The sequence below is a fragment of the Shewanella sp. SM32 genome, from assembly GCF_025654235.1.
Classification (GTDB): Bacteria; Pseudomonadota; Gammaproteobacteria; order Enterobacterales; family Shewanellaceae; genus Shewanella; species Shewanella oncorhynchi.
Genome location: NZ_JAKKRO010000010.1, coordinates 14,849 through 29,929 on the forward strand (window position 1 = coordinate 14,849; position 15,081 = coordinate 29,929).

The window sequence follows — 15,081 nt, forward strand, 5'->3', positions numbered from 1 at the left end:
ATAAACTACTCTTTGAATTGACTTAACATTTTATCAACTATCACGACTGCTTGCTCAAAAGTCAAGTTGACTAGAGCCTCTTCAAGCTCTTTATTTAGTTCAGGTGTTTGAGCCTGCAGTGACGGTGCCAATTGCTGATAAAGTGGCAACGCTGCCATGTTGGCAAGATTGAGATGTTGCTTTAGCGTCATTAACTGAGCTGCCTGTTCCGTCCGGCTAACAGGGGCTTGTGCGGTAGCTATTTGCTGTTCCACTTGTAATAATTTCACCAAGTCTGTAGCGGTGTTAAGAGTTAACTTCAGTATATCCAGAACGTTGTTATCTACCTGATAACCGTCATCACTGTGCTCACGCAGCTCATCTTCCAAGCGGGCAGTAAGCTTTGCCAGATTGCTAAAGCCAAGTGTGCCTGCAGCACCTTTTAAACTATGAAACAACAATCGTGCATTACGACGGGTAAGTGTTTTATCCTCTAGTTGTTGTAATGCTTGCCTAAGGTCCTGCTCAAATTGCTTTAATACATTGACATAAATCGTCAGGGAATAACCAAGGCGCTGAACAGCAGCTTCGAGTTCAATATGATGCTGCTGGCAGAACGCTAACGCTGCCTGATCAAAATTCAGGTTTGATTTATTAACTTGTTTGACGTGAGGTGCTTTTTCTGCTTTATGATGGCTGAGAATTTTGGTCGTCAACTCGTTAAGATCAAAAGGTTTTGCGATGTGGTCTTGCATACCTGCTGCCAGGCAAGCGGCTATATCATCAGACATGGCGTGCGCTGTAATAGCAATAATCGGCAGCAACTGATGTCTAGGTAGCTTTCTAATCTCACGAGTGGTTTGATAGCCATCCATTCCCGGCATTTGTATGTCCATCAGTACCATATCAAAGTGCTCTGCCGTACTTTCCAGCATCTCTAACGCTTCCTCACCGCTGCTAGCAATTTTGATGGTCGCCCCTAGTTGCTGCAGTAACTCACTGGCAACCAGCTGGTTCGTCAAATTATCTTCTACCAGCAGTAAGGATATTCCCTGCAATGGCAGCTCGTGCGGGAGGGGGGAGGTCGGGAGCGACAGGTCGAGATCGCCAAAAACAACACTCTTTACTGCCTGTAACATCATATTTTTTGTAACAGGTTTAATTAAAAATCCATCCAGATAGCGCTCATAATCGTTATTTTGCTCATCGAGCAGTTCTTTTCCATGAGCGGTAATCATTACAATCAGTGAAACCACGCTACTATGCAATTCCCGTAGCTCGCGAGCGAAGGTTAGGCCATCTTTACCCGGCATACGCCAGTCTACGAAAACGACATCATAGCGAGTACTATCGCGGTGGGCTTGCTTGACTAATAGTGACGCCTCTTGCGCATCGGACGCAATCTTTGCCTGCCATCCCAACGAGACCGCAATACCTTGTAAAATTATTCGCGCACTGTCGTTGTCATCGACAATCAACACGCTCAACTTTTCATTACTACGAGTAAACGTTTGAGAGTTTTGGATCGCCCTCTTCTCCGCATTGCGTACGACGACGTTAAAGCTAAAGGTACTTCCACAACCAAATTCACTCTCTACGCCGATTTCACCACCCATCAAATTCACCAAGCGCTTACTGATGGCTAAACCTAAACCTGTCCCGCCATAGCGACGACTTATTGAAGAATCTGCTTGTTGAAAACCGGAAAAAAGAGCGTTCTGTTGCTCCAGCGTGATACCGATCCCAGTATCTTTAATACTGAAAGACAAGTTAATCTCGCCCTCTGGCAGTGATTGAGACCTAATTGAGATGAGTATTTCACCCTTATCAGTAAATTTTATGGCATTGCCGACCAGATTTATCAGGACTTGTTTAATACGGAAACTATCACCTAACAAATGCTCAGGCACATCCGCTGTGACATCGTATAGCACTTCCAATCCTTTTTGCTCTGCACTAGATGAAAAAACAAGGCCGATATCCTGCAGCAAATCCGTCAAACTAAATGGATGCGGGTCTAGCTCCAACTTACCGGCTTCAATTTTTGAGAAATCCAGAATATCATTTAACAAGGTAAGCAAAGACTTAGCTGCACTATAGGCTTTTTCTATATAGTCGGCCTGGCGTTGATCCAGCGTGCTGTTGGCTACCAATTGTAATAATCCCAGAACTCCATTCATCGGCGTGCGGATCTCGTGGCTCATATTTGCCAAAAACTCAGATTTTGCTTTATTAGCAGACTCAGCTTGTTCTTTTGCTTGTGCCAGTTCCGCTTCGTATTTAAGTTGTTTAGTTAAATCAAACGCGATACCAAGAAAGCCTGCTAGCTGACCTTGCTCATCTTTTAGTGCACTGAGATTTAGTTTTACTTGCACCTGTTCACCGGTTTTTGTCAGGTAGGTCCAGCGCGCATTATCCGTTTGCCCCAGACGCGCTTTCGCTACAAGGGTTTCAAAACCGACCGCGATGTTGCTACCGAGCTCAGTGGTCAGCTTAGCGGCATGGTGCTCCACTTCTGCGGGCAGATGAAAAATAGACGGGGTTTGTTGGAAAAGGACCTCCTCTGCGCGATAGCCTAAGAGTTTTTCTGCTGCTGGATTAAAGGCCGTAATAATGCCTTCTTCATCGGTAGCGATAATGGCGTAGCCCGCGCTGCTAAGAATACTGCGCTGCAAGATATTAACACGTGAAATCTCCGCCGTTCGCAGTGCGACCTGCTGTTCAAGCTCAGCATTCGCTTTTAGTAAAGTTTGTGCCAGCTCCTGCTTATGACGGATTAACTGACTTCTGCGCATTAACATAAGTTGCAGTAGATACACGCCAAAGACCAGGATGGTACTGACTGCCATTACTTCAAAAAATAAGCTGGTGCCAGAGCGCAGTTGCAGTTCATTAATAAAGCGATTGGTTGGCGTAAGCGACAGCTGCCATTGGCGGCCAAATACAGAGAGATTTAATTTATGTTGTAGAGCAGCGTCGTAAGTGTCTTTCACTTCTTGGCTGAAGAACTCGATTGGCGTTTGTTCGGTAATGTCACTGATTTGCAGAAAGACATCGTTTTCCAGACCTGCAACTGAATTAAGGACTTCGTTAATCAGGATTGGGGCGTAACTCCAGCCAAATAAATGTTCAAGCCGTTGCCGACTATCTTGTGGCACGGTTGTTGTTTTATATACCGGCATTAACATTAAAAAACCCTGTTGAGCTCGCTCATTTGCTTGTACTAAGGTAATGGGCGCTGTTAACCTCACATCGTTATTGAACGCCGCATCTAATGCTGCCTTGCGGCGCATTGCTTCGGAACCAATATCAACCCCCACGGCCTCTCGGTTTTTTTGCTCAGGTTCAATATAGGTGATCACAAAAAGGCTATCTTGGTGTGGCGTAAGCTGCCTGATTTGGAAGTTGTAGCTTGGTCGCTCGGCAGCCATCCGGTCTAGAAATGCCGCAGTTTGGTTTGGTTCAACTTTGATGATTAAACCAAAACCATGAGCCCCTGGAAACTCCCTTTTATAGTCTCGCACTTGCGTATAGACCTGCATATCGTTGTAATCAAAATGCTCAGGGGATAGCGACATTACTGCACCACGGGTGCCGCGCAAACCATATTGATACAGCGTGACCTTTTCCTGAACCCCTTCTGCAATTAGATTTAACCTGACAGTAACCGCATCACTAATTCGCTTTGCTTGGGTTTGTTGTTGCTGATCTACCATGGATGTTGCCACAAAGTAGCCAATAACTAATAACCCTAACGGTAGCCATAATGACATTAACCAACTGCGTAATGAAAATTTGGGAACAGAGATAAGTGACTTCATTTAATGCTCAGGAGGCTCCGATTGATATAAAAAGGGTAGGGCCGATAATTTAGATGGAAAACCAAAATCAAATTCAGAAACAATCCAGCAACTGATTTGCCTGTAGGACTCGCTCATTATGAAACAGTCGCACCAGCGCGCCGTGTTTTTAAAACAAGTTGAGCCAACCAGTAAATTAGAAACTTATTAAAAATATCAATCTAAGCTCAAAAAGCAAAACTTTCAAGTTGCATTGAGCTTATGTCGATATGAATAGTCATATTTAATCTACAGAGCAAGGACAAATTAGCGCCCCCTAACATTGTCAATCCAACTTAATTGCGTGATCTACGGAAATCAATAGAAGCAGATCGCTTTGAAGATGATTGTTGTAGTAAAAAGTTAGCTTGCCTTACTGAGAAGCACGATCCGAGTGACAATCAACTCGACGAATGGATGCTGGACACTGTGGTTGAGACACATGCCATTTTGCGGTTAAAAGTCCGTCCAACTTCAGGCGTTAATGTCCGCTCTATCAAGCAAAGCATACTTTCGCATGAGTACTATGATGCGGAGAGAAATTTCTGCTTTTCGCTCAGAGCTGCCTGTCATGTCTGCTTAAGAAACGGCCTTAACGTAGGATATTTTCCGTTTTCCAAGCGGACCCCTGCATTGGCAGAATTCGCCGAACAAGCTGGCTAAAACGACACAATTAACAAAAAGCCCCGTAATTCGAGGCTTTTTTATTCGCCAAATTTGAACCAGTCATAAAGGTTAAGCACGACAATTCATTGTTTTATGTGCACTGCCACATTGCTTTCTCCTGGGTAACATTTTTTGTTGTCATAATGAAAATGGGGTCTTGGTATCATTTCAAGAATGGGGTAACTGCTGTTACCTCTGGTTTAACCTATATTGTCGAACGTTTTAAAGACTTTGAAGGCAGTGCCAACGTGTATCTGAATGGCGTGGTGCGTTCACGCTTAGCGGAATACGCTGAAGAGCATCTGTAAAGCAGGTCAGTTTAATTTAGGGTAATGACTAAGGCCTCAGATATGGAGGCCTTAATTTTATGGAGTAGTAGATTTTTAATCGACTTATCAGTGGTATGAGTAGGCTTTATCTGACAATTATTTTATGTGATTGGCAGTTCCTTCCTGCTACTATATGGAGCTCATAGTTTTTGCCGCCGTAGGCTGAAATTAAGCGCTGCAATCAAGGGTAGTGGATGAAATCGAGTGAGCCGGATCTCCAACTAAAATCGCCGATCCAGAAGAACTACAACCGTGCCGTTTTTTATACGTACATCGGCGTTATCGTCATGTCTTTGTTGACCGCATGGATGTTTTTCGACCGCCAAAAAGCACAGCAGATGGAACAGCGTGAAGAGCAGGTTCAGCGCCATGTATTGCAAATCGATTTGCTACTTGAGTCGAGCATTAGAGCGGTAAAAAGCTTACGCAACGTTGCTGTGGATCATTTACGTTTGGGCGAACTCGTACGTAAAGAACGCTTACCCCAATACGGTAAATTCAACGAAAGCGGCCAGTATTTTACCTTAGAACCTAGCTACGCCCAGAGCGGTGAGCCTTTTACCAACATGGGTAGGATTACTGGTGCGGGTTCCCTCGACGGCCGCGGCGACAAGTTCTATCAAGAACTTGAGATGTTGTTTGAGCTGTCATTGTCATTCCCCGTCGCCAAAGAAGCCGCCCCGAAAGCCTCGGCGATTTATTACCTGTCGAAACGTAGGATCATGTCCTATTTCCCTTGGTCGAATGACGATCAACGTTTTAGGGACGAATTACTCAACAAGAAACAGTTCCAATACGCCACCCCAGCAATGAATCCGCAGCGCAGTGTATTTTGGAGTGAAGCCTATGTTGACTCCACGGGCAAAGGCTTATTGACCACTTTAGGCGTGCCCGTTTATTTGGATGATGAGTTCATTGGCTCAATCAACTTAGACATGACGCTTGCCTCGTTAGCGCGGCAAATTCGGGTTTACTTTAAGATGCCGGGCACAGTGATTTTGCTCGACCAACAGAACAATATTTTATCCCACAGCGATTTTGATAGCTCAGATATCAATCGGGTCTATCACATCAGCCAACGTATTCCCTCTGAGCTGCATTCTTTACCTGAGTCGGAATTGTTCGATGCCCACGATGGCATCATTCGTAACGGCTATTACATTCACTCGGTTGCCCTGCATAACGCGCCTTGGCGTTTACTGTATTTGCAGGATGAAGACGACCTATTCCAAGACTCGTGGGAAAAACTGCAGCTGACCTTTATTTTAGTGGTTATCGCCCTGTCGGTGTTGGTGACCATAGTGCATTGGCAGACGCGTCGATCTTTTGTGAGTCCAGCCTCGCGACTACTGTCGCACCTTGAGGGCTGCTCCCAAGAGCCGCGTAAACCACCAGAGAAAATCACCCGCGGCTGGGAACCTTGGTTCTTGCTAGTGAGTCGGATCTTTGAGGAAAATAAACAATATACCCACCATCTGGCTGAGCAGAATAAGCGGCTCGATAAGCTAGTGGCACGGCGTACCGAGCGCTTAAAAGACACCACAGAGCGGCGTGAGCGCGAATATGCGCTACTGCGATCCCTGCTTGACTCGATTCCTGAAGCGATTGTCTTTAAAGATAAAGAAGGCAACTATTTAGGTTGTAACAAGGCGGCTGAACGCATGCTGGGTTACACAGAGAGCGAGATGATAGGTTTATCATCTGAGGATCTGACCTCGCCTGAAATGGGCATACGTATCCGCGCCGAAGACGAACAAGTCTTAAAAGATCGCACGCCGCTGCGCTACCAAGAAAAGGTCGAGCTTGCGGGCAAACCTGTGTTGCTCGATACCCTCAAACTGCCTTTCTACAATCGCCGCGGCGAACTGCAGGGATTGATTGCCGTGTGGCGTGATGTGACGCGGGAATACGAATCCGCCGAACAATTACGCCTGTCCGAAGAGCGTTATCACTTAGCTATGGATGCGGTGGAAGATGGCCTGTGGGACTGGTATTTAGACTCTGAACAGATCATTTGTAACCCAGCCTATTATTCTATGTTGGGTTACAAAACCAATGAATTCCCAGCTTTAGTATCGACGATTGATGAATTATCCCACCCCGACGATCGTATTCGCGTCGAGGAATACCGTGCTCAGTATCTTGCTGATCCCGTCGGTGCTTTCGAAATTGAATTCCGTATGTTAGGTAAAAATGGCGGCTATCACTGGGTGTTATCCCGTGGCCGTGTGGTGGAGTTCACCGCCGAAGGTCAGCCCAAACGTATGCTTGGTACCCATAAGGATATTACCCGCCATAAGAGTAACGAAGTGGCGTTGCTTGAAGCCAAGCAAGACGCCGAACTCGCTAACCTCTACAAGAGTGAATTCTTGGCCAACATGAGCCATGAGATCCGCACACCGATGAATGCCATTATCGGTATGTTGCAGTTGGCACAGCGCACCTCGTTAACTGCGCAGCAGAAAGATTACCTCGAAAAAGCTGGTTTCTCGGCACAATCGCTGCTGAGGATCATCAACGATATTCTCGACTTCTCTAAAATTGAGGCGGGTAAGTTGGAGCTTGAGCGGGTGCCATTCCCGCTGGATAAAGTGCTCGATCACGCTCTGGATCTCAATGCGCTCAAGGCACAAGAACAAGGCGTCGAGTTACTCTTATATGCCCCAGTGACGGCGGGACTCATTCTTAAGGGCGATCCGCTACGTTTAGGCCAAGTGCTGATTAACCTGTTATCGAATGCGGTGAAATTTACTCAATCTGGCGAGATTGAGCTCGGCTGTGAAGATGTCGGCGAGCGGGATCATCGGATTACCTTGAAGTTCTGGGTGCGCGATACGGGGATCGGCATAGGTAAAGATCAACAGGATAAGCTGTTTGATGCCTTCGCTCAAGCCGACGGTTCGACCACTCGTAAATACGGTGGCACTGGCTTAGGTTTGTCGATCAGTAAGCATCTGGTGTCTATGATGGGCGGCAAGATGCAAGTGCAGAGTGAGTTAGGGGTCGGTAGTACCTTTAGCTTCACCATCAGTTTTGAGATTGCCGAAGCCGCTAAGATTGAGCCTTTGGTCGTGCCGGAAAAACTCAATAGTCTACGCACCTTAGTCGTTGACGATAACCCGACGGCACTGCAAATTTATTCGACCTTGATGCGAGATTTCCACTTCGACGTCGATACTGCCGCCAGCGGCGCCGAAGCGCTTTACAAACTGTCGCGGGCACCAATCGATCTGTTATTGCTCGACTGGATGATGCCAGAAATGGACGGTAGCGATGTGGTCAGTGCCATAGATACTATGGTCGCCGAAGGCCGCTTAGCGAAACGGCCTGTGATTATCATGATGACGGCCTATGCGGCAGAGCCCTTGCAGCATGAAGTCGATAGTGCCAATGTGTTTGCCGTACTGCAAAAACCGTTTAAGGCATCGAGTCTGTTCGATGAGATCATTGCTGCCTTTGCCGATGAACCGAGATTGAATGTGGTTCAGCCTATGGTTGAAGTTCAAGTTGAGGAAGGAGAGCACACAGGTCTAGTGTTACTGGTGGAAGATAACTTTATCAACCAGCAAGTGGCCACTGAACTCCTTAAGAGCGCTGGCTACGAAGTGGTGCTGGCCGACAATGGTCAAGTGGCGCTGGATACTATCGACTCGCGGCCGTTTGATGCTGTGTTGATGGATATTCAAATGCCAGTGATGGACGGGTTAACGGCCGCAAGGGCATTGCGTGAGCGTTTTAGTGCCGATGAACTGCCTATCATTGCCATGACAGCCCATGCAATGTCGGGCGACAGGGAAAAGAGTTTAGCGGCGGGGATGAATGCCCACATCACTAAACCCATAGTGCTTAACGAATTATTTGAAACATTAAATCACTGGATCAAACACAAGAACCAGCATCAGAATCGTTAATTTATTTGCTCGGGGCCAGTGATGGCCTCGCATTATTTATTTTAAATCAATAACTTGAGATAAGCAGTCATCAAAGATGCTTATGACATAAATGACTTAATAAGGTAAATAACGCAGCCAGCCGAATCAGGAGGAAAGATGAAACCCCAAAGTGTAGCCTTAGCCTTATTTATAGCGCTGTTAGGATTTCCCACCGTTACGGTCGCGGCAGCCGCGCCTAGCGCCAAGATCATTAAGCAGGGCCAAGAGGCGAAAGGGTTTCTTAATCTCTATTACGAGGAGTCTGAGGGAGAGTTATATCTTGAGGTCAATCGCTTAAATCAGCCTTTTCTCTTGGTCACTAGTTTGCCGCAGGGTGTAGGTTCGAACGATATTGGTCTCGATCGCGGCCAACTGGGTCAGACCCGCATGGTGCAGTTTGAACGCCAAGGCCCCTATATTTTACTCAAGCAACTCAATACCCAATATCGTGCTAATACCACTGACGCCGCCGAGCAAAGAGCGGTTGCAGAAGCCTTTGCCGATTCTGTGTTATGGCAAGGAAAAGTGATTGAAGGCAAGCCCGATCTGGTGGCGATCAACGATCTGGTGCTCAATGATTTACACGGCGTATCTTCCGTATTGCAACAAACAGAGCAGGGCAATTATCGGCTGGATCTGAGCCGTTCTGTCATCTTACCCAAAGGGATTAAATCCTTTGAGAAAAACGCCGATGTAGATGTGCAACTCACCTTTAAAGGCGATGTTGCAGGCACACAGGTCGCACAGGTAACCCCCGACGGCACCTTAATGTCGGTGCGGATGCGTTATTCCTTTGTTGAGCTTCCCGATACTGATTACCAGCCGCGGGCTTATCATCCTATGAGTGGCTATTTGTCCGATGAGTATCGCGATTATGCCATGCCCTTTACCCAACCTTTAGTGCAGCGTTTTATCCTGCGCCACCGTTTACAGAAAGTGCATCCAGGCCCAGCGCCAAGCGAAGTCGTTAAACCTATTACTTATTATCTCGATCCTGGTGTGCCAGAACCTATACGATCGGCCTTGCTCGATGGCGCGCGCTGGTGGGAGACGGCTTTTACTCGGGCGGGATTTATCAACGGCTTTAAAGTTGAGTTATTACCTGTAGATGCCGATCCGCAGGATATTCGCTACAACATGATCCAATGGGTGCACAGGGCGACGCGGGGTTGGTCCTATGGCGCCGCACTGACCGATCCTCGCACCGGAGAAATCATCAAGGGTCAAGTCACGCTCGGCAGTTTGCGTGTGCGTCAGGATTACTTGATTGCTAAAGGCTTAACCGCAGGCTGGCAGGATAGAGTGGCGGCCGAGAAAGCGGCGACAGCCTTGTCGCTGGCGCGTATTCGCCAACTGGCTGCCCATGAAGTCGGCCATACCTTAGGGCTAGATCATAACTTTGCCGCTTCGACCAATCAGGATGCCTCTGTGATGGATTATCCCCATCCGAAAATCCAGCTAAAGGGCAATGATATTGATATTTCCGCACCTTACACTACAGGTGTTGGTCCTTGGGATGATTTTGCTATCGCCTATGGCTATAGCGATCAAGGCGATGCTCGCACCCAACAAGCGCTGCAAGTCGACTTACTGGCCGATGTAGCCAAACGTGGCTTACGTTATATCGGTGAGGCCGATTCCCGCCAAAAGGATGCGAGTCAGGCCTATGCCAGTTTGTGGGATAGTGGTGACGATCCGATCGATCAGCTGGGTAAGTTAAATAAAATTCGCACTAAGGCGATTGCGGATTTCTCCAGTGCGGCCTTGTTACCCAATGAGCCACTGGGCGAGCTAGCCGATGCCTTTGCGCCAATTTATTTGCTGACGCGTTATCAAATCGATGCGGTCGCTAAGTTTATTGGCGGCACTGACTATAACTATCAATCTATCGGTGAAGGCAGCCGCTGGAGCTATATTGCGCCGCAGTTGCAGTTAACGGGCTTAGACGCGTTACTTAACACGCTCGATGCGGCGAGTTTAACTGTGCCACAAACCTTGCTCGACAGTTTAGTGCCAAAGGCGGGGAATTATCATGTCACGCGGGAATCCTTCGATTCAGGTCTAGGTGCAATTAACGACCCTCTCGGTATGGCTGAAGTGTTTAGCCGTCATACCGTGAGTTTGCTATTGATGCCTAAACGCTTGAATCGTGTCAGCCAAGCATCCATGGCCGATAGCGAGCAGTTATCGGTGACGACATTATTGGATAAGTTATTTGCGGCGACCTTGTATCAAGAGGATAAGCTCGCGCTGGTCGAAGGCGTATGGATGCGAGTGAACGCTGTGGTGATTGATGAAGTGCTGGCAACGCTGCACGATCCTCAAACCTCACCAGAGGTGAGGGCTGCGATCAACGATCGCGCTCAGTTTGTGATTAAGCAATTGAAAGCGAAGTCGAATCGAGCGAATGTGAGTCTTGCGGCGCACTATACTTGGTTGCAACAGGGTCTGGCTGCGGGTTTGACCGATGCTAAGGTTAAGCTTATTCCTAAGCCGTTAACCTTACCGCCGGGATCGCCGATTTAATCCGATGAACAAGGCGCCATTAGGCGCCTATTTCTTTTGGGTTTTTCGGATAAAAGTGCTCGGCTTTACGCTCTAGATGAGTAAAGCGGCGGGTGTTTTTGTAGGGCAGTTTCATAAAGCCCGATACGCCGTGGCCTTGGATTTTTCCGACATGATGCAAGATGCGATCGAGGCTCGCGCGAAACGCCGCTTGCTTACGCGGATTGAGCAGCTTCAAGTAACTGTGAATTTTTAAGTGATTCGGCAGCGCCTCAAAAATGATGCAGCCTGTGTGGTGAATTTGGTTGATGCGGGCTAATTCTTCCATGATTTCATGGGGTAATTCGAGGTTCTCATCGGGATCTTTACCGTCTTCAAAATAAGAATGTAACCGCGACTTATCTTCTAAGGTGGGTACGTCACCGACTTCGAAGGGCAACTGCAGTGCTGCACTGGCGACAAAAGGCTCGCTGGTGTCAGCTCGTTCGATATGCAGTGTGTCTTTGGCGTTAAAGAAACAGGCCTTAAACACCCCTATACGTTTAATTCCCCGCGCGAGATCCACCATATTGTTGACTGCAATGATTAACGCACTTTTTTGTTTTGCATCGTAAATCGCAAGATTGGAGTCGATAAACACGCCGGTTTCCTGCCAATGAATAGCCAGACCACCCACGATCGGATATTGCGCTAAACGACCCACTGCGGCGATAAAGCCTTTTTCGGTATCGCCCATGCCAGCGAGGAAGTTACGGTAATATTTTTCGAGCTGAATATCATCCATCTTAGCGATGGGATCTTGGGCGTTGTGTTCCTTTAAAAAGGATTTACGCGAACTGTAGCTGACGGTTTCAACATCTTTGTTGCGGGATTGCACCCAAACAGGAATTTCACCCTGTAAATCAGCTTTGGGCAGTTCAGGTAAATGTAATCTGTGGCTGTGGCGCATACTTTTTAAAAAGTAATCGCCGGCAATGTTGCGCTGCTGCGGATCAGTGCTGAGCATGCCTTCTAAGGTACGGGCTAATTCTATCGGTAAGCCAATGCTGGTGGGCGAGATCACCTGTGCACCGAAGCGACTTGCTTGCCCTGAGGCGAGGGCATATAGAGTCGCGGCAACTCCTTGCTCGTCAAAGCGCGGGCTGGAGAGTGCTCCATTGAGTTGCTCTTCGCCGATAAAGTACACATCACCCATGCGGGCGTTGGTATGTTGTTGATCGCTCGACATTAACGCCATCACATTGTCTTCGACGGGTTTGTTATGTTCATCCCGCTGCGCAAATACCGCTGAGCCCCAATCGATTAACGATAAGTGTTGTTGTTCAATATCGTAAACCAGATTAGAAGGTTTGATATCGCCGTGCACTAAAGGCTTGCCTGTGCGCAGGTAATACAAGATATCGGCGAGTTGGCGGGCGATGCTCATGACCATAGCGGTCGGTAGGGCGCCCATGCGGCGGCAAAGTTGGTCGAGATCTTCCCCTTTTGCTCGTTCCATCACGAGTATGCCTTGTTTACCTACTCGCTCAAATTTGATCGCCCCCGGCACATTAGGGTGCTTGAGTAAGGAGAGCATAAAGGCTTCTTCTTCGAGCCGATCTTGAATGTGTTGTGGCAAATTAATCCGTGAAAACTTAAACACATGGGCATCGCCCGCTTGATTGATACCCGCAAACACGAAACCGTAGGCGCCTTTGCCGACCAATTCGATATCGGTATAACCTAATTTGCTCAGCTGTTGTTTACAGAGGCGGATCCACGCCTTGTGTTTACGGGCATCATTGGCTTTGAGCAAGTAAATAGATTGCTCTTCAGAAATATAAAAATGCTGCAGCTGAGGTGTTTGCAAATTGTGCTCCTTGTTTTGTTCATTTAACCAGTAAGCGGGGGAGATAATCAAATAGCGGGTGGCTTTATTTTAGTATTTTGAATGGCATTGATGATCAGCGTCAGGCGCGGATTACCTATACGATCATTTCGTCACTGACTTTGACTTACATCAAATTAAATCTTCGCGACTATAGGTAATCTTTGGGGCATTAGATGGAATCAATTTTTGTTAATTAACCCACAGACAAAGTGCAGCTAAGGAGGGCGTATGCCCACCCAATATAAAGCCTTGTTGATCGAACTTTTGGAATATCCGCGTAAGCGTATTTTACAGTCAATGGAAGTGACCCATTGCCCGCATGCGGTATTTTTTAATGATAGAGACGAGCAATGTTTAACGTGTCATCAGGGCATGGAATGTATCTGGATGAACCAGAATGACGAGCTGGTGGCCGTGAACGAAAAATCGATTGCCGAGTTAAAACAGCAGTTGTTGATCGCCGTGGACTTTATCGACTCATCTTTAAGCCCACATCATTTATCACGCCGTCAATGCCAATGCGATAACTGTGTTTGGCTGCGTAAAGTGCAAGCCACGTTAGATCAGTAAGTTAGTCTTTACATTGCTGAGTTTGCCGAATGGCAGGAGGCTTTGCATCCACTTTAAAATGTCATTAGAGTAAGGACAACATTAGCGAATAGAGATAAACCCATGGAACCCGGTTTTTGGCATGAAAAGTGGCAGCAGCAACAGATAGGTTTTCATCAGCAAGACATCAATCCTTTCCTCGTTAAGTATTGGCAGCAGCTTGCATTACCCGCAGATACTAAGGTTTTTGTGCCCTTATGTGGTAAGTCGCTAGACATGTGTTTCCTCGCAGAACAGGGGCATCAGGTCATAGGTTGTGAGTTGAATGAATTGGCAGTACAGCAATTTTTTAGCGATAACCAACTCGAGATGACGCAAACGGCCGTGGGTGAACACCAGCACTATCAAACCGAACAGATCAGCTTGTATCAAGGCGATATTTTCACCCTACCTAAGACTATCACCCAAGCGGTGACGGCTTTTTACGATCGCGCGGCTTTGATCGCATGGCCAGAAAGTATGCGTGCACAATATGCCAAGCAGTTAGCGAGCTTATTACCTAGCGGCAGTGTCGGTTTATTAGTGACTTTAGATTATCCGCAAGAATCCCTTATCGGCCCACCTTTTGCTGTATCCCCTACTTGGGTAGAGCAGCATCTGAGTGAGGATTTTGATATTGAAGTATTAGCGTCGCAAGATGTGTTGGCCGACAATCCCCGTTTTATTAAGAAAGCCGTGCCTTGGCTTAATGAAGCGGCCTATTTGTTGAAACGTAAGTAGGCTTGACTCGGAAGTTGGATCTGTAACCCCATTGAATTATTCGCGGCTTTCGAGCTTGGAGTTCAGTGGGGCTTGTCATTAAAACATCATATCTAAAGATTAGGCTGGCAAGATTATTTAAGACGAAGTGGCGGATAGAAGGCTTTGTTGTCGCGGGACTTTTTTGGATTGAGTTTGCTTGAGCTGGATTAAGTTTGCTTGAGTCAGCGTGTATTTAACTTGTAGGAAGTTTGTTCGTGAGTGAATTACCCTTTACCATGCTATTCGCGATGAACTCTATGCGACTTCGTAATAATTAGTCTCAAGCTCTAGTTGATTCTGAATGATCTGCACCGCCATTCTGGCGCATTTACCACATTGATCGGCAACACCTAAGCGCTTTTTTACGTCAGCAAGCGAGCTATCGCCCTGGCTTACTGCGTTTTTAATTTGCGTATCAGTGATCGCATGGCAAAGACAAACGTACATATATTAGTCTCCAATCGAATTGCGCTAATTCTAAATGAAAACGCTTATCAAATGCAATCATGTTTTTGGGTGATTTTCATACTTTAACGCTTTTGTTACATGGCGCACGTTTTATCGTCTATGCTAGGTGTGTTTTAGCACTAAAAAGCTAGGCAGTTTTAGAA

The 15,081-nt window shown here is 47.0% G+C and carries 7 protein-coding genes and 1 pseudogene; 5 read left to right on the plus strand and 3 right to left on the minus strand.

Annotated features, from left to right (window positions below; genetic code table 11):
• Positions 1 to 5: 5 nt before the first annotated feature.
• On the minus strand, positions 6 to 3,800 hold the full coding sequence (locus L5M10_RS06075; protein ID WP_248084757.1) for a CHASE domain-containing protein: 3,795 nt from the start codon (positions 3,798 to 3,800) through the stop codon (positions 6 to 8).
• Positions 3,801 to 4,657: 857 nt separating this feature from the next.
• On the opposite strand from L5M10_RS06075, the pseudogene L5M10_RS06080 reads away from it, so the two are divergent.
• The 3 genes and pseudogenes from L5M10_RS06080 to L5M10_RS06090 all read left to right on the plus strand — a co-directional run.
• A pseudogene (locus tag L5M10_RS06080) lies at positions 4,658 to 4,792 on the plus strand (PhoH family protein); the annotation flags it as partial.
• Positions 4,793 to 5,007: 215 nt separating this feature from the next.
• Positions 5,008 to 8,724: a response regulator gene (locus L5M10_RS06085; protein ID WP_263255029.1), complete on the plus strand. Its 3,717-nt coding sequence runs from the start codon at positions 5,008 to 5,010 to the stop codon at positions 8,722 to 8,724.
• Between the two features lie 138 nt (positions 8,725 to 8,862).
• A complete protein-coding gene (locus L5M10_RS06090) occupies positions 8,863 to 11,271 on the plus strand; it encodes a zinc-dependent metalloprotease (RefSeq protein ID WP_263255030.1) in 2,409 nt (802 codons plus the stop codon).
• 19 nt (positions 11,272 to 11,290) lie between these two features.
• Here the strand turns inward: L5M10_RS06090 and L5M10_RS06095 are convergent, their stop codons facing one another.
• Positions 11,291 to 13,099: a protein kinase domain-containing protein gene (locus L5M10_RS06095; protein WP_263184515.1), complete on the minus strand. Its 1,809-nt coding sequence runs from the start codon at positions 13,097 to 13,099 to the stop codon at positions 11,291 to 11,293.
• Between the two features lie 249 nt (positions 13,100 to 13,348).
• Between L5M10_RS06095 and L5M10_RS06100 the strand changes: the two genes are divergently transcribed.
• Both L5M10_RS06100 and L5M10_RS06105 read left to right on the plus strand, forming a co-directional pair.
• On the plus strand, positions 13,349 to 13,690 hold the full coding sequence (locus tag L5M10_RS06100) for a hypothetical protein (protein WP_105250285.1): 342 nt from the start codon (positions 13,349 to 13,351) through the stop codon (positions 13,688 to 13,690).
• A 102-nt stretch (positions 13,691 to 13,792) separates the two neighbouring features.
• A complete protein-coding gene (locus L5M10_RS06105; protein WP_173247576.1) occupies positions 13,793 to 14,449 on the plus strand; it encodes a thiopurine S-methyltransferase in 657 nt (218 codons plus the stop codon).
• 276 nt (positions 14,450 to 14,725) lie between these two features.
• On the opposite strand, the gene L5M10_RS06110 is transcribed toward L5M10_RS06105, so the two are convergent.
• Complete coding sequence (locus L5M10_RS06110) at positions 14,726 to 14,917, minus strand: bacterioferritin-associated ferredoxin (RefSeq protein WP_263255031.1); 192 nt, start codon at positions 14,915 to 14,917, stop codon at positions 14,726 to 14,728.
• Between the last annotated feature and the right edge of the window lie 164 nt (positions 14,918 to 15,081).